Source organism: Collinsella sp. i06-0019-1H4, from assembly GCF_042849575.1.
In the GTDB taxonomy this organism is placed as follows: Bacteria; Actinomycetota; Coriobacteriia; order Coriobacteriales; family Coriobacteriaceae; genus Collinsella.
Map to the genome: position 1 here is coordinate 1,746,983 of NZ_BAABYB010000001.1, position 24,008 is coordinate 1,770,990.

The 24,008-nt window shown below is 61.3% G+C and carries 19 protein-coding genes and 2 tRNA genes; 7 read left to right on the forward strand and 14 right to left on the reverse strand.

Going from position 1 to position 24,008, the window contains the following annotated elements; genetic code table 11:
• Positions 1 to 97 precede the first annotated feature (97 nt).
• From ACGHEN_RS07670 to ACGHEN_RS07685, 4 genes are all read left to right on the forward strand, one after another.
• Positions 98 to 2,434 (forward strand): heavy metal translocating P-type ATPase, encoded by a 2,337-nt coding sequence (locus ACGHEN_RS07670; RefSeq protein ID WP_390398615.1) that lies wholly within the window; start codon positions 98 to 100, stop codon positions 2,432 to 2,434.
• A 147-nt stretch (positions 2,435 to 2,581) separates the two neighbouring features.
• Positions 2,582 to 2,803 (forward strand): heavy-metal-associated domain-containing protein, encoded by a 222-nt coding sequence (locus ACGHEN_RS07675; RefSeq protein ID WP_006235338.1) that lies wholly within the window; start codon positions 2,582 to 2,584, stop codon positions 2,801 to 2,803.
• Between the two features lie 38 nt (positions 2,804 to 2,841).
• On the forward strand, positions 2,842 to 3,114 hold the full coding sequence (locus ACGHEN_RS07680) for a metal-sensing transcriptional repressor (protein ID WP_055285698.1): 273 nt from the start codon (positions 2,842 to 2,844) through the stop codon (positions 3,112 to 3,114).
• A 147-nt stretch (positions 3,115 to 3,261) separates the two neighbouring features.
• On the forward strand, positions 3,262 to 3,735 hold the full coding sequence (locus ACGHEN_RS07685; RefSeq protein WP_117839697.1) for a hypothetical protein: 474 nt from the start codon (positions 3,262 to 3,264) through the stop codon (positions 3,733 to 3,735).
• A 133-nt stretch (positions 3,736 to 3,868) separates the two neighbouring features.
• Here ACGHEN_RS07685 and ACGHEN_RS07690 read toward each other — a convergent pair whose 3' ends face one another.
• From ACGHEN_RS07690 to gltB, 5 genes are all read right to left on the reverse strand, one after another.
• Positions 3,869 to 5,239 (reverse strand): amidohydrolase family protein, encoded by a 1,371-nt coding sequence (locus ACGHEN_RS07690; RefSeq protein WP_390398619.1) that lies wholly within the window; start codon positions 5,237 to 5,239, stop codon positions 3,869 to 3,871.
• A gap of 488 nt (positions 5,240 to 5,727) precedes the next feature.
• On the reverse strand, positions 5,728 to 6,804 hold the full coding sequence (locus ACGHEN_RS07695; RefSeq protein ID WP_390398621.1) for a hypothetical protein: 1,077 nt from the start codon (positions 6,802 to 6,804) through the stop codon (positions 5,728 to 5,730).
• Positions 6,805 to 7,083: 279 nt separating this feature from the next.
• Positions 7,084 to 7,791 carry a hypothetical protein gene (locus ACGHEN_RS07700; RefSeq protein WP_390398623.1) on the reverse strand — a complete coding sequence of 236 codons (708 nt, stop codon included), beginning with the start codon at positions 7,789 to 7,791 and terminating at the stop codon, positions 7,084 to 7,086.
• Between the two features lie 353 nt (positions 7,792 to 8,144).
• On the reverse strand, positions 8,145 to 9,626 hold the full coding sequence (locus ACGHEN_RS07705; protein WP_390398624.1) for a glutamate synthase subunit beta: 1,482 nt from the start codon (positions 9,624 to 9,626) through the stop codon (positions 8,145 to 8,147).
• A 5-nt stretch (positions 9,627 to 9,631) separates the two neighbouring features.
• Positions 9,632 to 14,329 (reverse strand): glutamate synthase large subunit, encoded by a 4,698-nt coding sequence (gltB, locus tag ACGHEN_RS07710; protein ID WP_124786022.1) that lies wholly within the window; start codon positions 14,327 to 14,329, stop codon positions 9,632 to 9,634.
• A 521-nt stretch (positions 14,330 to 14,850) separates the two neighbouring features.
• Here gltB and ACGHEN_RS07715 point away from each other — a divergent pair.
• Positions 14,851 to 16,107, forward strand: a complete 1,257-nt coding sequence (locus ACGHEN_RS07715) for an Nramp family divalent metal transporter (protein ID WP_390398628.1) — start codon at positions 14,851 to 14,853, stop codon at positions 16,105 to 16,107.
• A gap of 472 nt (positions 16,108 to 16,579) precedes the next feature.
• Here the strand turns inward: ACGHEN_RS07715 and ACGHEN_RS07720 are convergent, their stop codons facing one another.
• The 6 genes from ACGHEN_RS07720 to ACGHEN_RS07745 form a co-directional block, all read right to left on the reverse strand.
• A complete protein-coding gene (locus ACGHEN_RS07720; RefSeq protein WP_117638060.1) occupies positions 16,580 to 16,723 on the reverse strand; it encodes a rubredoxin-like domain-containing protein in 144 nt (47 codons plus the stop codon).
• A gap of 89 nt (positions 16,724 to 16,812) precedes the next feature.
• Positions 16,813 to 17,316, reverse strand: a complete 504-nt coding sequence (locus tag ACGHEN_RS07725; protein WP_390398631.1) for a flavin reductase family protein — start codon at positions 17,314 to 17,316, stop codon at positions 16,813 to 16,815.
• 206 nt (positions 17,317 to 17,522) lie between these two features.
• On the reverse strand, positions 17,523 to 17,993 hold the full coding sequence (smpB, locus tag ACGHEN_RS07730; protein WP_006235325.1) for an SsrA-binding protein SmpB: 471 nt from the start codon (positions 17,991 to 17,993) through the stop codon (positions 17,523 to 17,525).
• Positions 17,983 to 18,900 (reverse strand): hypothetical protein, encoded by a 918-nt coding sequence (locus tag ACGHEN_RS07735; protein ID WP_161144814.1) that lies wholly within the window; start codon positions 18,898 to 18,900, stop codon positions 17,983 to 17,985. The genes smpB and ACGHEN_RS07735 overlap by 11 nt, the downstream gene beginning before the upstream one ends.
• A gap of 94 nt (positions 18,901 to 18,994) precedes the next feature.
• Positions 18,995 to 19,071 (reverse strand) — tRNA-Glu (locus ACGHEN_RS07740).
• A 17-nt stretch (positions 19,072 to 19,088) separates the two neighbouring features.
• Positions 19,089 to 19,162, reverse strand: a tRNA-Gln gene (locus tag ACGHEN_RS07745).
• A gap of 276 nt (positions 19,163 to 19,438) precedes the next feature.
• On the opposite strand from ACGHEN_RS07745, the gene ACGHEN_RS07750 reads away from it, so the two are divergent.
• Positions 19,439 to 19,849 carry a hypothetical protein gene (locus tag ACGHEN_RS07750; RefSeq protein WP_161144815.1) on the forward strand — a complete coding sequence of 137 codons (411 nt, stop codon included), beginning with the start codon at positions 19,439 to 19,441 and terminating at the stop codon, positions 19,847 to 19,849.
• Between the two features lie 196 nt (positions 19,850 to 20,045).
• On the opposite strand, the gene ACGHEN_RS07755 is transcribed toward ACGHEN_RS07750, so the two are convergent.
• The 3 genes from ACGHEN_RS07755 to ACGHEN_RS07765 all read right to left on the reverse strand — a co-directional run bounded on the left by ACGHEN_RS07755 (position 20,046) and on the right by ACGHEN_RS07765 (position 22,366).
• Positions 20,046 to 20,405: an arsenate reductase family protein gene (locus ACGHEN_RS07755; protein WP_161144816.1), complete on the reverse strand. Its 360-nt coding sequence runs from the start codon at positions 20,403 to 20,405 to the stop codon at positions 20,046 to 20,048.
• 92 nt (positions 20,406 to 20,497) lie between these two features.
• On the reverse strand, positions 20,498 to 21,550 hold the full coding sequence (locus tag ACGHEN_RS07760) for a MupG family TIM beta-alpha barrel fold protein (protein ID WP_390398633.1): 1,053 nt from the start codon (positions 21,548 to 21,550) through the stop codon (positions 20,498 to 20,500).
• 117 nt (positions 21,551 to 21,667) lie between these two features.
• Positions 21,668 to 22,366, reverse strand: coding sequence for a PTS transporter subunit EIIC (locus ACGHEN_RS07765; protein ID WP_390398636.1), 699 nt, complete (start codon positions 22,364 to 22,366; stop codon positions 21,668 to 21,670).
• Positions 22,367 to 22,537: 171 nt separating this feature from the next.
• Here ACGHEN_RS07765 and ACGHEN_RS07770 point away from each other — a divergent pair, with 171 nt between their 5' ends.
• Positions 22,538 to 23,911 (forward strand): ISL3 family transposase, encoded by a 1,374-nt coding sequence (locus ACGHEN_RS07770; protein WP_066660379.1) that lies wholly within the window; start codon positions 22,538 to 22,540, stop codon positions 23,909 to 23,911.
• Positions 23,912 to 24,008 lie beyond the last annotated feature (97 nt).

The following is a 24,008-nucleotide window of genomic DNA, read 5'->3' on the forward strand; positions in this document are numbered from 1 at the left end:
CATACATTCCAACTATTACTGGACACCCCCAGGGGGTATGGGTGTATAGTATCGGTTGGTTAACATTTCCGACACTACGTCACAGAAAGGAGAAGCCATGGCTCAAGATAAATTCGATGTGGACGGCATGACGTGCGCCGCATGCCAAGCGCACGTGGACCGTGCCGTGAGCAAACTCGACGGCGTCCAAAGCGTCGCGGTCAACCTGCTCGCCGGTTCCATGATGGTCGACTACGACCCCGCGCAGGTCTCCCCCGACGACATCTGCACCGCCGTCGACCGCGCAGGGTACTCGGCCTCGCCCGTCGACGCGGGCGACGCCGGCCCAAGCGGCAGCGCACAAGCCAGGACCGGCGCCGCCCATATGGAGTCGCCGACCAAAAAGCTGGAGGCCGCCGCCTCCGCCATGCGCACCCGCCTCATCGTCTCGATCGTATTCCTCATCCCACTGTTCTACATAGGCATGGGGCACATGCTTGGCTGGCCGCTACCCGGCATTTTCACCGACCACACCCACAGCATGACGCTCGCGCTCGCCGAGCTCGTCCTGCTCATTCCCATCGTCTACGTCAACGACGCATACTTTATCAACGGGTTTAAATCGCTTGCGCACGGCGCGCCTACCATGGACGCCCTCATCGCCGTCGGCGCCACCGCGTCCATCGCCTGGTCGCTCTATGCCATGTTCATCATGGCCGACCAGCTGGCCGCCGGGCAAATCCACGAGGCCATGATGACGGGCATGGACAACCTGTATTTTGAGAGCGCCGGTACCATCCTGTCGCTCGTCACCGTGGGCAAATACCTCGAGACGCGCAGCAAGTCCAAGACCGGCGGCGCTATCGAGGCGCTCATCGACCTAGCACCCAAGACCGCGACCGTCGTTGCCGATGACGGCACCGAAACCACCGTCGACGTCGACAGTATCCTTCCCGGCCAGGTCCTGCGCGTGCGCCCCGGCGAGTCCATCCCCGTCGATGGCGTGGTGCTCGAGGGCAGCTCGGCCGTGGACGAGAGCGCGCTCACCGGCGAGTCCATCCCCGTGGAGAAGACCGCCGGCGACACTGTCAACGCGGCCACGGTCAACCGCACGGGCTCGTTTACCTTCCGCGCCACGCGTGTGGGCGCCGACACGTCGCTCGCTAAAATCATCAAGCTCGTCGAGGACGCCAACGCCACCAAGGCGCCCATCGCCCGCATGGCCGATAAGGTCGCTGGCGTATTTGTGCCCGTGGTGTTTGTGATCTCGGCCGTGACCTTTGCGGTGTGGATGGCACTGACTGGCAGCGTGAACGAAGCGCTCACCTCCGCCGTGGCCGTGCTGGTGATCAGCTGTCCGTGTGCACTGGGCCTGGCCACGCCCGTCGCCATTATGGTGGGCACCGGCAAGGGCGCCGAAATGGGCATTCTGTTCAAGAGCGCCGAGGCGCTGGAGAACCTGCGCAGCGTGGGCACCGTGGTGCTCGATAAGACGGGCACGGTCACCCGCGGCAAGCCTGCCGTGACCGATATCGTGGTAGCCACGCGCGCTGACGGCTCGTCCGCCATGAGCGAAAAGGCGCTGCTCAAGCTGGCCGCCGCGCTGGAGCGCTCAAGCGAGCACCCGCTGGCCGAGGCGATTATGGCCGAGTGCGAGACACGCGGAATCGTCGCGCGCATGGTCGAGGACTTTGCTGCCGTGCCCGGTCGTGGCGTTACGGCGCACGAAGGGCGAAACGCCATTGCCGCTGGTAACGTGCGCCTGATGAACGAGTTGGGCGTTACCGTGCCCGCGGGTCTTGCCGAGCAATTTGCCGCCGAAGGCAAGACGCCGCTGTTCTTTGCCAAGAACGGCGAGCTTGCCGGCACCATTGCCGTGGCTGACAAGGTCAAGGAGACAAGCGCCGCAGCCATTTCCGCGCTGCGCTCACTCGGCGTCGACGTGCGCATGCTCACCGGCGACAACCGCGTCACTGCCGAAGCAATCGCCCGCCGCGTGGGGCTGAGCAGCGAACAGGTCATCGCCGACGTCCTTCCCGCCGACAAAGAGCGCCATGTGCGCGAGTTGCAGGACGCAGGCGGCATGGTGGCCATGGTGGGCGACGGCATCAACGACTCTCCCGCCCTGGCGCGCGCCGACGTGGGCCTTGCCATCGGCACCGGTGCCGACATCGCCAAGGAAGGCGCCGACGTGGTGCTCATGCGCAGCGACCTTATGGATGTTGCGCGTGCCATCGAGCTTTCGCGCGCCACGATCCGCAACATCAAGCAGGACCTGTTCTGGGCGCTGTTCTACAACGGCATCGGCATCCCACTCGCCGCAGGCGTGTTCTTCCCCCTCACCGGCTGGCAACTCTCGCCGATGTTTGGTGCCGCCGCGATGAGCCTGTCGAGCGTCTGCGTCGTGACCAACGCTTTGCGCCTGCGAACCTTTAAGCCCAAAGTGGCAAAATAGGCTCACCATTACGTCCATTTATAACGGGTTTTCCAGGTGCCCGAGATTGACCTGAAAGAGGAGCGACGCGTACTTTGGTACGCGAGCGACGGCTTGAAGGTCAAGGTCGGGTGCCTGGGAAAGCCGACACAACAGAGAGGAATACCCATGCGTTACACAATCAAGACTTCCGGCCTCATGTGCGGCCACTGCGACGCCACCGTCGAGACGGCGTTGCTCAACGTTGCCGGCGTGACCGACGCCGACGCCGACCACGAGACCCAGACCGTCCAGGTTGAGTGCGCCGACACCGTGACCGCCGAGCAGCTCGCTGCCGCCGTCGAGGGCGCCGGCGAGAAGTTCCACGCCCTGTCCGTAACCGCCGCGTAACGACTCACGCGCGCCCCGACCAGAAACGAGGACCCGCCATGATGGCAGACCACAAATCGGTGACCCGCATGCTCAAGACGGCACGCGGCCAGATCGACGGAATCTTGCGGATGGTCGATGAGGACCGTTACTGCGTCGATATTTCCACGCAGCTCATGGCCACACAGGCGCTCATTGCGCGCATCAACGCCGACGTGCTCAAGGCGCATATCGAGGGCTGTGTGACTTCGGCAATCGAATCGGGCGACGAAGACCTCAAAGCCGCCAAGCTCGCCGAGATCGAACGCGTCGTCGACAAGCTCTCCAAATAATTGGGGACATTGAGGGCAGACTTCTTTGCACCATCTTGGTGTATCGGGGATAGGTATGTTTGCACCACCTTGGTGTAGATTAACCTGTCCCCCTTGCTCTAAATCGGGTATAAAGACGTGCGGTATATCGAACGAAAGGCAATTCGCATGAATGACTTTATGAAGGGCCGCAACGGCGCCGACGAGCTCACCATCGTGATGGGCTTTACCGGCATCGTCATCGCAATGATCGGATCGCTCGCTCGCATCCAGTGGCTCAGCTGGATCGCCATCGCCGTCATCGTGATCGGCGTGCTGCGCGGCCTGTCCAAGAACATCGACGCGCGTCGCAAGGAGAACGCGGCCTTTGTCGCCGCGACCGCGAACGTCCCTGGCTTGGGCAAATTCGTCGCCAGCTTGGGCGGCGGCGCTGCGGCGGCCAACGCTTCGCGCACAGCCGGAACGAGCAAGGAAGACTTTGAGCGCGCCAAGCGCACGGCCAAGAAGATGTGGAAGGGCCGCAAAACCACGGCATACCTCAAGTGCCCCAACTGCGGCCAGATGCTCTCTGTTCCCAAGGGCAAAGGCAAGATCCGCGTCACCTGCCCCAAGTGCCACGCCAAGATGGAAACCCGCTCCTAGCGCCCGCACGCGGGACAAATTAATCAGGTTTGTTTGTCCCAAATCTTAAGTATTTGTTCGATAAAAAAGCCGAGGCCTCGTGTTGAGACCTCGGCTTTTTGCATGCGGTAATGGAGTTGTCCCTTTGTCACATCTACGCCACGCCGTCGCGGGCAAGCTCCTCAGCCAGCGCTGCGGCAGGCATGGCCATAATCGCGTCGAGCTCGGCATCCACCTCGGGGATGCGCTTCACCTTCAGCTTGCGCACCAGATTGCCGCGGCACATTACGTGTACCGGCTCACGCAGGGCACACAGATCATCGAGCGGATTCTTGCGCGTCACCAGGATATCGGCGGCCTTGCCGCACTCGATCGTACCGGTCTCGCCGCCCAGCCCCAGGAGCTCGGCATTGACCTGCGTGGCCGTATGCAGCGCAAAGGCGTTGCTCACGCCCACGTACTTGGCAAAATAGGCCACCTCGCGCCACATGTCGTACTGCGTCACGAACGGGCAGCTTGAGTCCGTGCCCAAGCCCACCTTAACGCCGGCATTCAGCGCCGCACGAGCACTCTCGATAATGCCCGAGCACACGATGTCGCCGTTCTTCTTTTGCGTATCGGTCGAATGGGTCTTTTCCGGGTCGAGCAATACAAACGGTAGCGCCGGGCTGATCGTGCAGGTAACGCTGGGCGCACGTCCCTCGAGCTGCGTGCCCGCGGCGCCACGGTACAGCTCCAGGATCTCGGGCGTCATCGGGGCACCGTGCTCGATCGTATCGACGCCGGCCTCAAGCGCGGCCTTCACGCCCTCGGTACTCTCGACATGGGCCATAACCGGCAGGCCCACCTCGTGCGCCGCCTTGCACGCCGCCGCGGCGACATCGAGCGGCATGCGCAGCACACCCGGCTCGCCCACCTCGGTCGCATCGAACACACCGCCCGTTACGAACAGCTTAATGACGTCGGCGCCGCGCGCATACAGGTCTCGCACCTGCTCGGCTGCCTCGACGGGGCTGTTGGCCACCTGGGCGAACAAGCCCGCGCCATGGCCGCCCGGCACCGTGACGCCCGTTCCCGGCGCTACCAGGCGCGGACCCTGATACTTGCCGGCGTCGATAGCGTCGCGCACGGCAATGTCGGCAAACAGCGGGTCGCCCGCGCCGCGCACTGTGGTCACGCCGCTTGCCAGCTGCTGCTGGGCACTGCCCTTGAGGATGCGGCGGACGATGGCACGGCCCACGGGATTATCGAGTTTCTTCATCAGCGCTCCCGCATCGCCGGCCGAGACAGGCTTGCCCGAGCCGCACAGGTGCACGTGCATATTGATGAGACCGGGCATGAGATACGCACCACCCAGGTCGATAACCTCGGCACCTGCAGGCGCCTGCGCCACAGCACTCGGCCCCATCCAGGTGATGACGCCGCGCTCAACAGTCACGGCCATATCGGGTTGCGGCTCCATATGCTCCGAACCATCCAGAATGGTCGCATTGATAAACAACGTGGAACGATCGGCAGATGCCATATCGAGCTCCTCCCTCACGATTAACTTGAACATTTGTCCATTATCACCCAGTGCGGCAGGGTTGCTGCGGACATATCGGTTAACGGAGAAAGGATGAGACACGGAGAACGGAATGCATTGCAGTCCCATCCCAGCGACATCCGGGAAATGTCTAGATCTGTAACAGGTAGACCGAGTTTTAGCAGCCAGATGTTACAGATCGAGATCTTTCGGCACCGCGTCCAACCTTTGTCTCGATCTGTAACAGTTAGAGCGGTTTTTGGCCGTTAGATGTTACAGATTAAGATATTCTCCAGCCCTGTCGTCAAACGTCTAAATCTGTAACAGTTAGACAGGTTTTCGGCCTCTAGATGTTACAGATTGAGATCTTTTAGCGGCAGCCAACCTTCTGTCTCGATCTGTAACAGCTACGAGGCCAAACGGCCCCTTGTTGTTACAGATCGAGACAAACTCGGCAGGAACAACCACATTCGCGTCAGTTGCACCCCTTAGCACCCATACCACTGACGCTTCCATCCCTCAGCCAAATCGGCCCGCTGCGAAATACCCGCCAGCCTCATCTTTTCAGCCAGCTTCCCCGGATTCTTGAGCTCATCAAACGTAAACCTCAGTACTTTATGTCCGAGCATCGTCAGATGGGACTCTCGCTGACGTTCTGCCACGAATGGGTCGACCGACTCCCGATCCCCACCATCCTGCAGGGTATACTTTCCCTTCCCGTCGAGCTCGCCGATGACACATGTCCCGTCCTCGAGCCTCCAGAAATAATCAACCCGAAACACCTGGCTCGAATCGAGCGGATCGCGAAACTCCACCTGCAACTCCGGAACCGGAAAACCGTATGCAATAAAGAACGCTCGGAACCGTGACTCGCCGCCGTTTTCGGACAGCCCGTCCGCATACGACGCGATCACCTGCGCCCTGCGATACCCGCGCCTGCCCTCGCAATCGGCGCGGAGGCGCTCGCACAAATCCCCACGTGATACACCTTTCGCCCTCAGTGCAGAATCGGCAATCGCCAACCCGTAGGAGAACGGCGCACGCAGCAAGCAATCCTCCACCGTGCGCCAAAACGACGTCACCCGCACGCCGTCGACTTGTTCAAGTGCGCCCGCCGCTTGCGGACGCAACAGCCGACATCCTGCGCTCAGCGGCACCGAGCAACCTGTCTTAACAAGATATCGTGGCCCAAGCAGATCATTCGGCACCTCCAAGCCCCACAAAAGTGCCGCGTCATAACCCCAAAACGCCCAATCGGGATGAAACTCCGCAAGCCCTTTGATGGTACGCAGCGTTCGCTCCGCCGGCGTCAGTACACCCCAATCATGTTGAAAGCAGAACAGGTACGGCTCGGGCTCCACAATATCATCGGTTCCCACATGACGCCGCAGCCACATGAGCTCAGCATTGTCGTGCGTCGCAAACAGCACGCCTTGTTCAGCCGCCTCCGTGAGCCTGGCAAGTATCCTATTCCGCGCCAAGGTGTTACGTGTTGCATGCCTGTATTTGAAAACGGTATTAGGCACTTCCATCACCACCACGTCAGACAAATGGACCATCGTCACCGTTGTCTCCGTTGACAAATGTCTTGATCTGTAACAGGAGGACCGATTTTTGGCCGCTAGATGTTACAGATTGAGACATTCCCCCAACCAGGTGCCAAACGTCTCGATCTGTAACAGTTAGACGTTCTCCAGGCCCCTAAACGTTACAGATTTAGACAAATCAGCAGCGCCCAAGCATTCGTCTTGATCTGTAACAGGTAGACCGGTTTTTTGTCCCTAAACGTTACAGATCGAGACATAAAGACAGAAGGCAAGGCAGGACAACGCCAGGTCCATCCCCTACTCCCATTCCTGTTCGTAGATGTTGAGCGACTTCACGTACCGCCCCCGGGCGCCCATGATGTCGCGGACCAGACGCAAGAAGAAGCTGATGCACGAGGTGTCAAAGCCGTCCTGCAGATCCTCGGGATGCGCCGCACCCGGCCCGTCGACCGCCGTGTCGTTCAGGCGCGCGATGTCATATAAGTAGAGCTGTCCCGCTGTAAGCCAGACATCGTCGACACAGGCGAGGCGCACCGCAATCGCGCCGTCGTTCCAATGCTCCTTTTGCACGATATGCGGGTCGTAGACATCAAAGCGATGATCGGTGCGTGTGTCCTTCAGCGCGACCATGCCGGACGCAGGATCCTTGTCCAAAATGCCAAAGCGAGAGAAGTACTGCGTGCCGCGCACCTGCTTAAGTCGCCCAAGCGAGGCAGGAGAAATTGACGCTGGCGGCTCATCCACATATAGCTCGAGCAGCGTCTTGCCATGGCGATAGGGGCGCTCAAACAGCAGCCAATCGGTAAACGCCATGTTGTAGGCCATGATTTCGTTTTGAGAAGGTTCCTCGCAATAGCTGAGCCACGGATCGACGATAATCTCGAACTGCTCGCGCGCCGGCTCCAGAAACTGAAACTTCCGCAGCATCCAAAAATGGGCCATGTCGGCAATATCGTTGCCGACGGCTTCAGCCAGCTCTGCTCGGTCAAAAACTTGGTCAGTCATGGCATCCTCCTCAAACTGATGGACCTCAATTTGAGCTTACGAGGAGGGTGGGCAGCCACTGTCGGCACGGGTAAAATAGGCCTCCGGCTGCAAACCAGATGCTAACCAAACACTTGGCGGGACACTTGACCGAATATGCGCGCCGCAAAGAAACGGCAGGTAGACATAGACAGCCGACCCGCCATTTTAAGCCAAACGCCCGCTGCCACCACAGAAACAACAGGTGGCCACAGCCCAAGAAGTCGGCAAATGAGCACCCACACGTCGACAAACGAGCAAATCGCTCGCAAAGAGTGTCCCCAACGACTAGACAAAAAATGACTAGTCATTGGGGACGTTCTTAAATGACTACTTTACAGCTCCAGCGCGTCGGCGACTTCAGCAGCGCAGGCCAGGGCGTCGGCCATAGCGTTCACCACGAGCGAGCTGCCGTTGCGAGCGTCGCCGGCAACATACACCGGCGCGGCATCCGCGGCGACGCCGTCGACACGCGCCGCAAGATGCGAGCCCTCGGCAGCCATCACCGGCAGCGGACGACCAGCGGTGGCAACAGACACGCCAACGGCGTCGAACACACCGTGCTCCGGGCCCGTAAAGCCGCAGGCGATGAGCACCAGCTGCGCCGGCACCTCGTGCTCGGAGCCCGCGATGCGCTCGGGCTTGCCAGCCGACCAATCCAGATCGACCACGCGCAGACCCACAGCCGCACCCTTCTTGTCCAGCAGCACCTCAAGCGTATCCACGCCCCAGGCACGTATCTCGCCACCCATTGCAGCGATAGCCTCCTGCTGGCCGTAGTCGGTCTTCTTCACGTTGGGCCACTGCGGCCAGGGGTTGCTCGCCGCGCGCGCATCAGGCGCCGCCGGCAAGAACTCAAACTGGCGCACGCTGCGCGCGCCCTGACGCACCGCGGTGCCCACGCAGTCGTTACCGGTATCGCCGCCGCCAATGACCACGACGTCCAGGCCGCGTGCATCGATGGCAGGCTCGCCGCCATCGAGCACCGAGACGGTCGAAGCCGTCAGGTAGTCCACGGCGTACACCACGCCCGGGGCATCAATGTTCGCAGCCGAAAGCCCACGCGGAGCACGAGCGCCGACAGCCACCACGACGGCGTCAAAGTCATCGAGCTTGGCGGTAACCTTGGGATCGCTCACGTCAGCACCCAGCTCAAACACAATGCCCAGCTCGCGCATGAGCGCCACGCGACGCTCGACCACAGACTTCTCGAGCTTCATGTTGGGAATGCCGTACATGAGCAGACCGCCCGGGCGGTCGTCGCGCTCAAACACCGTCACGCGGGCGCCGCGACGCGCAAGCTCCCATGCAGCCACCAGACCAGCCGGGCCGGAACCAACCACGGCAACCGTGGGTGCGTCCTCCCCTGCCGGCTCAAAGCGACGCGGGCCGCCGTTTGCCCACTCATGGTCGCTGATCGCGCGCTCGTTGTCGTGAATCGTCGTGGGCTGGCCGTCGACCGAGCCCAGGTTGCACGCGGCCTCGCACAGCGCCGGGCACACGCGGCTCGTGAACTCGGGCATGGGCGAGGTGAGTGACAGACGCTCGGCAGCCTCGTCCCAGCGGCCGCGATACACTAGCTCGTTCCACTCGGGAATCAGATTGTGCAGCGGGCAGCCGCTCGGACGTGCCTTGCCAAAGCTCGCGCCCATCTGGCAAAACGCCACGCCGCACATCATGCAGCGGCTCGCCTGGGCGCGACGTGCGTCGTCGTCGAGCTCCACGTACAGCGGATCGAAATCACGGCTGCGCTCCTCCACGGGGCGAAGCTCGTGGGTCACGCGATCGATATCAAGAAAAGCACCGGGCTTACCCATGGCACTTACGCCTCCTTCTTGGTCGAAGCAACAGAGCTGGCGGCCGCGGACGCAGCACCCGCAGCACCGCCCGCAATATCGAAGCGAGCGACATCCGCGGCGCTCGCGCGACCGGTCACGATGTCAAACGCCAGTTCCTCTGCCTGCGCATGTGTCTTGCCGGCAGCCTCGCTCGCGGCGACAATCGCCAGCACACGCTCGTACTCGGTCGGAATGACCTTCACAAAGTGCTTGCTCATCGTCTCAAAGCTGTAGAGCAGCTTGATGCCGCGCGGGCTCTGTGTCGCGTCCACGTGCTCCTGGATGAGCGCACGGACCTGCTCCAGCTCGCCGGCAGTCGGGGCCTTGAGCTCAACGCTCTCGTGGTTCACGCGGGCATCGAGCGTGCCGTACTGGTCAAAGACATAAGCCACGCCGCCCGTCATGCCAGCAGCGAAGTTCTGTCCGACCTCGCCCAAGATGAGCGCCAGACCGCCCGTCATGTACTCGCAGCCATGGTTGCCGCAGCCCTCGACCACCACGGTGGCACCGGAGTTGCGTACGCCAAAGCGCTGGCCCGCCAAACCGTTAATGAAGCCGCGGCCGCTCGTAGCGCCAAAGAACGCAACGTTGCCCACGATGATGTTTTCGTCGAACTTGTAGGTCGCATGCGGGTTGGGGCGCACCGACACCTCGCCACCCGAAAGGCCCTTGCCAAAGTAATCGTTGGCGTCGCCGCACACGTTGAGCGTAATGCCGCGCGGCAGGAAGGCGCCAAAGCTCTGACCGGCCGAACCATCGCAATCGATGGTGATGGAGCCGGCGGGCAAGCCCTCGGGATGCGCCTTGGTCACCGCGTTGCCCAGGATGGTGCCCACGCAACGGTTGACGTTGGCGATATCGGCGCGGAAGCGAATCGGACGCAGATGTGCGCGGGCGTCGGCCGTGTAGGGCACAAACAGCGTGGAGTCGAGCGTCTTGTCGAGCTCGCTGTCCGCGGCCATCTGGGGCAGGAAGTGACGGCCGTCGGCACCCGGGATGTGGGCACCGAACTCGCAGGTCGCGCTTGCCAGCACGGGCGTCAGATCGAGCAGGTTAGCCTTGCGGTTGCCCGGGACCTCGATCTGGCGCAAGCACTCGGGATGGCCGACCATCTCGTCGACGGTGCGGAAGCCCAGGCTCGCCATGACCTCGCGCAGTTGCTCGGCAACAAAGAGCATAAAGTGCTCGACGTGCTCGGGCTTGCCGCGGAAGCCGCGACGCAAGCGGCAGTTTTGCGTGGCGATGCCGGCGGGGCAGGTATCCTGCTGGCAGTCGCGCTGCATGAGGCAGCCCATCGAGATGAGCGGCATGGTCGCAAAGCCAAACTCCTCGGCGCCCAGCAGGCAGGCGACGGCAACATCGGTGCCGTCCATGAGCTTGCCGTCGGCCTCGAGCACCACGCGCGAGCGCAGGCCGTTTTGCAGCAGCGTCTGCTGGGCCTCGGCAAGGCCAAGCTCCAGCGGCAGACCGGCGTGCCAGATCGAATCGCGAGCAGCGGCACCCGAGCCGCCATTGTGGCCGCTGATCAAGATCTTGTCGGCAGCGCCCTTGGCCACACCGGTGGCGATGGTGCCGACGCCGGCCTCGCTGACCAGCTTGACCGACACGCGCGCGCCAGGATTGGCGTTCTTAAGGTCAAAGATGAGCTCGGCCAGGTCTTCGATGGAGTAGATGTCGTGATGCGGCGGAGGCGAGATCAGGCCGATGCCGGGCGTGGACTGACGGACCTCGGCAATCCAGGGGTAGACCTTCTTGCCGGGCAGGTGGCCACCCTCGCCGGGCTTGGCGCCCTGGGCCATCTTGATCTGAATCTCGAAGGCGCTGCACAGGTAGCGGCTCGTCACGCCAAAGCGCGCACTTGCCACCTGCTTGATCGCGGAGTTCTTGGAATCACCGTTAGCCAGCGGGGTCTCGCGACGCGGATCCTCACCGCCCTCGCCGGAGTTGGAACGGCCGTGCAGGCGGTTCATGGCGATGGCCATGCACTCGTGTGCTTCCTTGCTGATGGAGCCGTACGACATGGCGCCGGTGTTAAAGCGGCGGACGATGTTGAGCGTGGGCTCGACCTCGTCGAGCGAAACCGGCGTGCGGCCGCTGGCATCAAAGTCGAGCAAGTCGCGCAGACGCACGGCACGGCCGGTGCGGTGCAGGCGGGCGCTGTACTCCTTAAAGGTGTCGTAGCTGTCCTCACGGCAGGCGGTCTGCAGCAGGTAGACGGCCTGGGGGTCGATGAGGTGTTCCTCGCCGCCGAGCGGGCGCCACTTGGTCAGGCCCAGCGTGGGCAGCTGATCGGGAGCCGGGCTTTTAAGGATGGCGAGCGCAGCGTCATAGCGCTCGTTTTGCTCGCACTCAACGTCCTCGACACCCATACCGCCCACACGGCTCACCGTGCCGGCGAAGTACGCGTTGACGAACTCCGGAGTAAAGCCGACGGCCTCGAAAATCTGTGCGGAGTGATAGCTCTGCACCGTGGAGATACCCATCTTGGACATGATGGAGACGATACCCGCCGTCGCGGCCTTGTTGTAGTTGTCGATGCCCTGCTCGGCCGTCACGTCCAGGTCGCCGCGTGCTGCCAAGTCGCGGATGCACGCATGCGCATTGTACGGATAGATGCCGCTTGCGGAGTAGCCCACCAGCGCCGCAAAGTCGTGCGGGGACACGGCGTCGCCGCACTCCACCACGATGTCGGCAAAGGTACGCACGCCGGCGCGGATCAGGTGATTGTGCACGCAGCCCACGGCGAGCAGCGACGGCACGGGCACCTCGCCCGCAGCGGCACGATCGCTCAACACCACAATATTCACGCCGTCGCGGACCGCAGCCTCAACGTCCTCTGCAAGCTGCTTGAGCGCAGCCTGCAGCGCGCCCTCGCCGGCGTCGCGGCGGTAGACGGCACGGAAACGGCGGGTCTTAAAGCCCACGCGGTCGATGGCGCAGATGCGGTCGAACTCCTCCTCGCTCAACAGCGGACGCTCCAGGCGCACCAGCTGGCAGGCCGTACGGGAGTCCTCGAGCAGGTTGCCGTGGTTGCCCAGGTAGAGCGTGGTCGAAGTCACCATATGCTCGCGCAGGGCATCGATCGGAGGATTCGTGACCTGAGCGAACAGCTGATAGAAGTAGTCAAAGAACGAGCGCGTCTTCTTGGACAGGCAGGCCAGCGGTGCGTCGATGCCCATCGAGGCGAGCGGGGCCTTGCCCTGCTGGGCCATGGGACGCACGACCTCGTCGACGTCATCCCAGTGGTAGCCGAGCTTGGCCATACGCACGGCGGCGGGCACCTCGGCGTCCTCGGCGGGCGCGGGCGCGGCGGACTCATCGAGCGCGTCGACGGCCAGCGTCTCCTCGGCAATCCAGTCGTGGTAGGGCTTCTCCTTGGCATAGCGGGCGCGCAGCTCGTCGTTGTAGATCACGCGGCCGCGGGCAAAATCGACCTCGAGCATCTGGCCCGGTCCCAGGCAGCCGCTCGTCAGGATGTTCTCGGGGCGCACCTCGATGGTGCCCACTTCGCTTGCCAGCATAAAGCGGCCATCGCGCGTCACGTAGTAGCGGGCGGGGCGCAGGCCGTTACGGTCGAGGGCGGCACCCAGCGTGCGACCGTCGGTAAAGGCGATGGCCGCCGGGCCGTCCCACGGCTCCATGAGCATTGACTGGTAGGCGTCGTAGGCGCGGCGCTCCTCGCTCAGACTGTCGTTGTGGTCCCACGGCTCGGGCAGCAGCATGGATGCGGCACGCGTGAGCGGACGGCCGTTCATGACCAGGAACTCAAGCACATTGTCCAGAATCGCGGAATCGGAGCCCTCGCGGTTGATGATGGGCATCACGCGCTCAAGATCGTGCTGCAGCACGGGGCTGTACAGATTGGGCTCGCGGGCGCGAATCCAGTTGACGTTGCCCTTGAGGGTGTTGATCTCGCCGTTGTGGATGATAAAGCGGTTGGGGTGCGCGCGCTCCCAGCTGGGCGTGGTGTTGGTGGAGTAGCGTGAGTGGACGAGCGCCACGGCCGTCTTGACGGCGGCATCGTTGAGATCGATGAAGAAGCGACGCATCTGCGTGGCGACGAGCATGCCCTTGTACACGATGGTACGCGAGCTCATGGAGCACACGTAGAAGATCTTATCGCGCAGGGCAAACTCGGCGTCGGCCTTCTTTTCGATGGTGCGACGGCACACGTACAGGCGACGCTCAAAGGCATCGCCGGCGGGCGTGTCGTCCGGACGACCCAGGAAGGCCTGCAGGATAGTAGGCATGCAGGCGCGGGCGGTCTCGCCCAGATCGTGTGGGTCGACCGGCACCTCGCGCCAAAAGAGCAGCGGCACGCCGGCCTCGGCGCAGCCCTCCTCAAACACGCGGCGGGCATCCTCTACGCCCTTGTCGTCCTGCGGAAAGAACAGCATGGCCACGCCATAGTCGCCCTCTGCCGGCAGAATCTGGCCGCACTTTTGAGCCTCTTTACGGAAAAAGTGATGCGGAACCTGGAACAGGATGCCAGCGCCGTCGCCGGTGTTCTTCTCGAGTCCCGTGCCGCCGCGGTGCTCCAAGTTGACCAGAATGGACAGTGCATCGTCCAGAATCTGGTGATGGCGCTCACCGTTGATATCGGCAAGCGCGCCGATGCCACATGCATCGTGGTCGAATTCGGGGCGATAAAGGCCCTGCTGCTGAGCGGAATCTGCCTGCATCGCGATCCTCCCCTAGATATTTAGACAGTCAGTTGACTAGGCATACTAGGAGCATCGCCGGCCCGTTGTGTTTCCCGCCCGTTTCGAAACAATCGCGTAACGCGCGCCCTATGAGTGGACACCGCCGACCTCAAGGGCAACAACAAGGGCCCCAGGTTCGGCCTGTGAGCTCGCCGCTTCAAACATCTCAATCTGTAACAGGAAGACCCAATTTCGACGACCTACTGTTACAGATTGAGATATTTTTGAGAGACGGCTCCGAATGTCTCAATCTGTAACACGAAGGGCCGGTTTTGGCGGTCAGCTGTTACAGATCGAGATTTTCCATAGAACCATTTCTTCCTGTCTTGATCTGTAACAGCTAGGCCCAATTTCCATCCCTAGTTGTTACAGATCAAGACATTTCGGCAGCCCCCTTCCTCATCCTATTCAAATACAGCTATTTTGTTAGTCTTGGTTAACTTCGAGCCTAAAACGGGTATCCTTTGCGGCGTCAAGCAAACGGCACGCAGGAGCGCACCATGATTAACCATCTCAAACATCATTTTGGTTCCCGGCGCACCGGCGGTCACGGAGGCCTAGACATTGCACGGCATATCGGCCCCGGACTGCTCGTGACCGTCGGCTTTGTCGACCCGGGCAATTGGGCCTCCAACATGGCCGCCGGCTCGCAGTTTGGCTACGCGCTGCTGTGGATCGTCACGCTGTCCACGATCATGCTCATCGTGCTGCAGCACAACGCGGCGCACCTGGGCATCGCCACGGGCACGTGTCTTGCCGAGGCCACGACACGTTATCTCCCCCGCTTCGTTGGGCGCACGGCGCTCGCCAGTGCCTATCTCGCGACCATCGCCACCGCCATGGCCGAAGTCCTAGGTGGTGCGATTGCCCTTCAGATGCTCTTTGGCCTGCCCGTACGCGCCGGCTGCATCATCGTGGCGGCGGCATCGATTGCCATGCTCATGACAAGCTCCTACAAACGCGCCGAGCGATGGATCATCGCCTTCGTGGGCGTGGTAGGACTTTCGTTTTTAGCCGAGCTTGCGCTGGTCAAGGTCGACTGGCCGCAAGCCGCCGCAAGCTGGATCACACCCAGTATGCCCACCGGCTCGGCCGCGATTATCGTAAGTGTCCTAGGCGCGGTCGTTATGCCCCACAACCTCTTCCTGCACTCCGAGGTCATCCAATCCATGCACTTCGAAGGCCAAGGCGAGCAGGTTATCGAAGAACGTCTGCGCTACGAGCTCTTCGACACGCTCTTTTCGATGGGCGTGGGCTGGGCAATCAACTCGGCCATGGTCATCCTGGCCGCAACGACCTTCTTTGCGCACGGCATTGTCGTTGACGACCTCGCCGTCGCAGCGGCTACACTCTCCCCCATTCTGGGCCCGGCAAGCTCGACCATCTTTGCGGTGGCACTGCTGTTTGCGGGACTATCGAGTAGTGTGACGGCGGGCATGGCGGCGGGAACCATCACCGCGGGCATGTTCGATGAGGAATACGACATCCACGACCGACATTCCTCAATCGGGGTGGCGGCCTGTTTCGTCGGCGCAGTGGCGGCGTGCTTGGTCGTCCCAAATCCTTTTGAGGGTCTCATCTGGAGCCAGGCACTGCTGTCGCTTCAGCTGCCGATTACGGTCTTTGTGCTCATACGACTCACCAGTTCGCCCCGCGTCATGGGCAAATACGCCAACTCGCGCCCGCTCAACGCGTTGCTCGTAGGGATCGGCGCCATCGTGACGATTCTCGATGTCGTGTTGTTGACAGGGATGTAATGGGACGGGGCACCTACTCAGGCAAACGTCTCGATCTGTAACATCTAGACCCGCTTTTGATGTCTAGGTGTTACAGATTGAGATCTTTCCGAGGGACAGCTCCGTTTGTCTCAATCTGTAACACGTAGACCCCGTTTTCACTGTTAGATGTTACAGGTTGAGATCTTCTGCCGGACGGTTTTGGTTTGTCTCAATCTGTAACAAGTGGACCCAATTTCCGCTTCTAGATGTTACAGATCGAGACATTTCTTCAGCTCCAACCTTTTGTCTCAATCTGTAACAGATAGGCCCGTTTTGAGCCGCCACATGTTACAGATTGAGACAAACGGTCGGCCGGACTCACGTCAGACAGGATCGACTAACAGCAGCCGTGATCCCTTGGGGACGGATTAATCAAAAGGGCCCCGGCCGAGAATTTCGACCGAGGCCCTTGGACAGAGCTCTGTGTTGCTGCAAGTCGTGTGTCTACGAGCTACTCCTCGACGAGCTCAAACTGATCGGGACCGACGCCGCAGACCGGGCACACGTAGTCCTCGGGCAGCTCGGGCGTGTCGACCTCAACCTCGTAGCCACAAACGATGCACACGAACTTATACGTCTTCTTCTCCTCAGCCATGATGTTCTCCTCTCGAACGCGACTGGTGATGTACTTCATTTATCAGTATAGATTCTCAATAATATAATGCAAGTATTTTTAAAACATTTCTAGCCTTGATACGAGGACGCCTTCGGAGGCGTCTTGCCCTTCAGGACCTTATGGTAGTAATCGTAGGTGAGCGGCGTCTCGTCACTCAAGCGCTCGGCATCCTCGACCTCGCCGATAAACAGTAGATGTGTGCCAACATCCACAGTGTCGATCAAATGGCAGCTAAACAGGGCCGCCGCGTGCTCGGGCACATAGGGCATGCCCAGAGCCGTCTCGCGGGTCTCGTATTTGGCAAACTTGTCATAATCGCTGCTGGTGCGGAACCCAAAGTTACCGATGTAGAGCATATCGGCGGTCTGATCGATCACGGTCAGCGCGAACGCTTTGGCCGAAGCGATGACGCCCGAGGTGACGTTGTCCTTGTTCACGGCAACCAAAATGCGCGGCGGCATGGACGTCACCTGCACCGCAGTGTTGATGACGCAGCCGGCGCGCAGCCCGTCTGCCGCGGCGCTCACCACGTACAGGCCGCTCGGCATGGTAAAGAACGCAGTTTTGTCCATAACGATCACTCCCCTAGCTCGGGTTGGAACCTCATGGATGTATGTACCCACAAAAAAGGCAGCGCCCATAACGGACGCCGCCTTTGAAACATATGTGTCAGAACAGTAAGAAAGATGAGACACCCGCAGCTGCGGTGAAATAGGGACTGAATAGCCCCTCAAACAGGCAAAACAGTCCGTATTCCACCGCAACTTATATAGAGCGCCTAGCGGTTGCGTTCCTTGAGGGCGCGGTCGATCTCGCGTTGGACATCACGCTTGGCCATGTCCTCGCGCTTGTCGTAGAGCTTCTTGCCGCGACCCAGGCCCAGCAGCAGTTTTACGCGACCGTCGGTATTAAAGTAGAGCTCCAACGGAACCAGCGCATAACCACGGTTGCGAAGTTTGCCGTCAAGAAAGTCGATCTCCTTGCGGTGCAGCAGCAGACGGCGCCGACGGTCGGGATCGCGATTCCACACGCCACCATGGCTATAAGGGTGGATATGTAGGCCGACGAGCCAGCACTCCCCGCCACGAATCAGTGCAAAGGTATCGGTAATCTGGCACGCGCGCTCGCGAATCGACTTGACCTCGGTACCGCTCAGCTCAATACCGCACTCAAACGTCTCATCGATAAAGTACTCGTGATGTGCCGAGCGATTCTTGGAAATGAGTTTGCGCTCGCGCTTACTGGGCATCGCCGGCCCCCTTGGCTCCATCGGCGTTTGAGCCCGCAGTCTCGCGCTTTGCCTTGCGCTCGGCATTGAGCTCGGCATCGCTCTCGCGCACCAGTTTAATAATCGCCGCGCAGGCCTCCTCGCCCACCAAGTCGCGAGCACGCACCGTCAGGCGCGTCGCCTCCTGCTTGTCGCCGTCGCTTGCAGCATCGGTCGCGCACATAATCAGGCAGATGGCAATCTCGGCCGAAGGCGAGGTCGGAACGCCTTGCAGGGCCAGTTCACCCATCACGTGCTCGTCGCTCTCATCGGCGGCATCCGGATAGGTGGTATGGATCTTGTTGAGCAGGCGCGTCGTATGCGCATCGTTGGGCGCCAGGCGCAGCGCCAGACGCGCGCAGCCCACGGCAGCCGAAACGTTCTCGGTCTCGGGCTCCAAGAAGTACTGGCCTAGATTGGCGTAAGCGCGGGCGGCGCACTTGCCATCGCTTGCACGCTCCAGCACCGAGAACGAGAGCGATGCCCATTCCTGCTTGTCCTCGAGTGCGCGGAACAGCTCGGCCAAATCCAAGCGATAGTTGCAGTTCATGGGGTCCCAACGCACAGCCTGCATCAGGGCATTACGAGCGCTCACATAATCCTGCTGGCGAATGTAGGCAAACGCCATATCAGAGTACAGGCGGTCAAACGGCACCTCGACCTGCACGAGCTCGCGCGGATCCTTCTCCACGCGGCGATAGGCCAAGCGCTCAAACTTGCTATCGAAGCTAAAGTATTGACGCTTCTCCTCCGTCTTGCACTCAGCATCAATATACTCCTCGGCGAGCTCCACCAGACGCTCCAGCAGCGGCGTCGCCGTAGCCAGGTCGCCCTGCGCCAGATAGTTCTCGGCATACGTGATGTCTTGCAAGCTGATGGGCAGATCCATGGCTACTCCTCGATCTGAGCGAAACACGGCAGGCGCCGTATATACGGTCAATACACAAAACCCGGGTCTCTTACGAGGCCCGGGCGTTCAATTTTGGTAGCCCGTACCAGATTCGAACTGGTGATCTCCGCCTTGAGAGGGCGGCGTCCTAAACCGCTAGACGAACGGGCCATATGTAGCAAATGCAATGGCTGGGATGGAGGGAGTCGAACCCCCATTGACGGAACCAGAATCCGCTGTCCTGCCATTAGACGACATCCCAATGACTGCATCGCTGCGCTCGGCTGTGCCTTTGCGCAAGAAAGAAATATACGGGAAGTCTCGCCGTGACGCAAGCCCCAATTTTGACTTTTTTGAAATTCAGTCAAATTGGCCTAATTTAGTCCAACCCGTGAAGGACCTGTGAAGCCAACCGCTGTACACGAAGGGCAAAACGCCGTGAGCGGTAGCCGTCAACCGTTGGCAGATTCTACCGTGAAAACGATAGCACCAGGCAACACAATCGAAGTATCAATGATCGCGTAGATATCGAGGCGCCATGGACGAAGAGCTTGATTACCTATGGGAGACCCTGGGCCTCGAGATCACTGCCGACCTTTGGCCCGAACGGGACAAAATTCACCCCACGTTACGCCCCGCCATTACTGTGGTGCAGGCAAAATACCGCCGTGCATCCTTTTTAATCATGCGGATGTCATGGCACGCGGGACTCCCCGACCTTAAGCGAATCCAGGCAAGCCTCGTCGAGCTGTCCGGCATGCCGACCGTCATATCCGAGGCGCACCTGGAGCAGCGCCAGCGCGAGCGACTGCAACAGCAGCGGATTCCCTTTATCTGCCCCGGCATTCAGGCATATCTGCCCTTTATGGACGAAGAGTACTGGAGCGGCAAGCCCAACAAGCACGTAAAGGTCTACGATCCGCACGAATGGGCACAGCTGGCGGACTGACTGGGGCAGGCCCGCCGGCGGAAAGTGCGTCCCAGATTTCAAGCTCAAACTGGTCCCTACTTTCCTGTCGAGCCCTCAACCGGAAACCGTGTCCCGCAATCGAAGCTCAGAATGGGACGTGCTTTCCGCAACCGGCCACTTTGGGAAAGTGCATCCCATTCTGGAAGCGAATTCCGGGTCGCACTTTCCGCAGCCGCTACAGCAACGCCTCGGCCCAAGCCGATTCCCTAAAGCCGGGAATCGCAAAGTCGTCGCCCACCAGCAGCGGACGCTTGACCAGCATGCCGTCGGTCGCCAGCAGCTCGTAGCACTCCCGATCCGTCATGCCCGCATCCAGACGCGCCTTCAGGCCCAGCTCTCGATATTTCATGCCCGACGAATTAAAGAAGCGCCGCACCGGCAGCCCCGAATGAGCAATCCAGGTCGCAAGCTCATCAGCCGTAGGATTGTCCAAAACGATATCGCGGTCGATATACTCAACCCCATGTTCATCCAGCCATGCCTTGGCCTTCTTACAGGTCGAGCACTTGGGATATTCAACAAACAGTACGGTCATGGGAATCCTCCGAATATAGATCGGCCAACGCAGGCACACGCCACACGAGGCGCCTTCGTATGATGGGCCAATTGTAGCCCACGGGTCACACGCTAAACGAACCGTACCCCGAATCCGCGTTTGATGAACGGCAGCAGCTCCATTGCCTCGGGCGTGATATGGCCCGCAACGTTCATGCGCTCGTCACCGGGAAGATCGACCCGCGCAATCTCAAGCTCGCCTTCGTAGCGCCCATATCCGCTATTGCTCACAGCGATCGACCCCGCCTTTCGCGGCAGGCCGGCTCCGGCATCCGTCGACACGGAATCCGGCTTAAGCGTCGTACGTGACTCCTGAGACCTAAAGATGAGGACGCTCGAGTCGGGCCGGTCGTGATGAATCTGCCCGCGCACATAGGCATAACCGGGCTCAAGCTCGCATTGCAGGTCCACGTATCCGGCGGAAACTTGAGCAAACTGCGCCCAGCCCGCATCGGAAAGATCGGGGTCGCCGGCCAACACAATGTCGCAATCGGCGCCATGTGCAAGCTCAAGCATATTGAGAGCAACCTTTGACGCGCGACCGCGCTGTGCCTCGACCGTCGGCAGTCCCTCGAATACCGGCCCGCGAACGTTAGCATCACCCGGCACAAAAGCCATGATTTCGAATCCAAGCGCCGCAAGACGAAGATTCACCCGAGCAATGTCCTCCAGAGCTAAACCGGTATAAGGCTTGGGGTAAAAATTGTGGCAGGCGGCAAAACGAGTCACATCGGCGCCGGCTTCACGCCACGATGCGATTTCATCAGAACTCACTGTCGATGCATTGACCACAATGCGAAATACACCGGACAGCTCCGCGACCCGCTGGGCGCTAAAGCCATAGTCCAAACGAAGGTATTCCAACCCCAGATCGCGCAGGTCCTCGATGCGCTCAAGCCCGAGCAAATCGCACGTGCGAGGCCCCACATCGGCAATGAGCGCAATGCCGCGGGCGGAAAGCAGCGACAGCACATGACGGACCTTATCGGCATACGCCGCTCCCCCATCCTCGGGAATATGCAGCGAGGTGAACGCGTAGCGCGCACCCGCCGCGGCGCCACGCTCAATCGTCCGCTCAATATCCTGCAAAGGGCTGGAAAGATAAATTGAAATACCCGTTTTCACGCTTCAACGCTCCTTTAAAAAAGGCCGGCGGAGCAGTTAGCCCCGCCGGCACAACCATAGCATCAAGAAATCTGCCGCGCGCCGCGAGTTCTGAGCAACACGGCTCGCGATATCAAACTACTCGCCAAAGAACTCGTTGATCTTCTGCTCGTCGACGCCAAAGAACCACGTCAGGACAAAGCCGGCGGCATAGGCAAGCAGCATAGCGGCAACGTAGCCGAGCTGCTGGCCAGGAACGACGATCAGCAGGCCAAACAGACCGGAAACGCCCTGAGAAACCGTGCCGATGTGAAGCAGCGCCGCGAGCGCGCCACCAAATCCGGCACCCAGGCAGGCCGTCACAAACGGGCGAACGAGCGGCAGCGTAACAGCATACATCAGAGGCTCGCCCACACCCAGGATTCCAACGGGAATGGACTCGGCGACGTACTTCTTGAGTTTGGCGTTCTTGGTCTTAAAGTACAGCGCCAGACCGGCACCGACCTGGCCGCCGCCAGCCATCATAAGGATGGGCAGCAGGTAATTGATACCCTTGGTAGCGCCGTCGGGATCGTTGAGCATAGCGTGGATCGGCGTGAGCGCCTGATGCAGGCCGACGGACACCAGCGGCAAGAAGCCTGCCGACAGGATATAGCCGCCCAGGACGCCCAGCTTCTCGAAGATAAAGGTCAAAACGCTAAAGATGGCAGTCGTCAGCCATGCGCCAACCGGCTGGATGACGAGCATCAGAGCAAAGGCGCCGATGATGAGCACCAGCAACGGGGACAGGAACGTGTCGAGTGCGTTGGGCATAACCTTGCGAATCTGACGCTCCATCCAGGCAAAAAATGGCTCTTCGGTGGTTTCTGTGGGAGAGATTCCGGCATAGGCCCAGCTCAGCGGGCGAAAACAACGATCTGGAACTGAAACGGCCCCGGGAGGGGCCGTTTCCGCGTCATCCGCCTATGATTGCTAAGCCAAATTCAGACAACCGAAGAGGTGTGACGCATGAAGAGTCTACTACTTCTCGCCCTCGGTCTGGCCCGCACGGTCGTCCTGGGCGCGCGCATCGAGGCCGAGCGCATCGTCGTGAGCGTCCGGCCCTACAAGCGCGAGCAGCGCCGCTGCCCCGTATGCGGCAGGGCCTGCGACTTCTACGACATGGCGAACCGCGGGGCCCCCAGGCTGTGGAGGGCGATGGACCTGGCGCGCTCGGCCTGCTACCTGGAGTACGCGCCCTGCAGGGTGCGCTGCCCGGAGCACGGCGTGCGCACCGAGGCCGTCCCCTGGGCGCGGCACGGGGCGCGCTTCACGCGCGACTTCGAGGACTGGGTGGCGTGGCTGGCGGTCCGCTGCACCGCCTCGGCGGTCTCCGAGCTCGCCCGCGTCGAGTGGCACAGCGTGGGCGGCGTGTGCAGGCGCGTCTACGCCGAGCTGGAGGCCGCGCGCGGCGCCTCGAGGTTCGACGGCGTGCGCCGCATCGGCATCGACGAGACGTCGTACAAGAAGGGCCACAAGTACGTCACGGTGGTCGTCGACCACGACCGCGGCTGCCTCATCTGGGCGCACGAGGGCACCGGCAAGGACGTGCTCAACCTGTTCCTCGACGAGCTCACGCGCGAGCAGAGGCGCGCCATAGAGGTGGTGACCGCCGACGGCGCGAGGTGGATAAGGCAGCTGGTCAAGCGCCGCTGCCCCAACGCGAGGTGGGTCATGGACCCCTTCCACGTGGTCCAGTGGATGAACGACGCGCTCGACGCCGTGCGCTGCGAGGAGTGGAACGCCGCCAGGGCCGCCGCCAGGGCCGCCAGGCCCAGGCCCGAGGGCAAGCGCGGCAGGCCTGCCAAAGGCGAGCTGCCGCCCGAGGAGGTCAGGGCGCTCGAGGAGGAGGCGGCCTCCATCAAGGGCAGCCGCTACGCGCTCGTGAAGAACCCCGAGGACCTCACCGACGGCCAGAGGGCGAGGCTCGAGGCGCTCAAGAAGAGGGCCGGCTCGCGGCTGGTCAGGGCCTGGGAGCTCAAGGAGGACCTGCGGGCCGTCTTCCGGGCAGCCGACGGCTCCGAGGCCGCCGAGCTGCTCGACGACTGGATGCACAGGGCCGCCTACTGCAAGATCGCCAAGGTCGTCGCCGTGGAGAAGAAGGTGCGCCGCCGGCGCGACGACATCATCGCCGCAGTCGAGCTCGGCATCAGCAACGGGCGCGTAGAGGCCATCAACAACAAGATCAAGGTGACGGTGAGGATGGGCTACGGCTTCCGCAACACCGACAACCTCGTGGCCCTGCTCATGCTCAGGTGCGGCGACTGCCAGCCCCAGCTCCCGGGTCGCCCGGTGAAGGCGAGGAAGAAGGGCGTGAAGGGAGCGAAGAGCGTTGCTGCCTAGGCTAGCCCCTTGTCACACAAACTACCGAAGCCTCTAAAAAAGCCGATAACACATAGGTTTTTTGACCTAATGCGTTATCGGCTCTGCGTCTATGCGT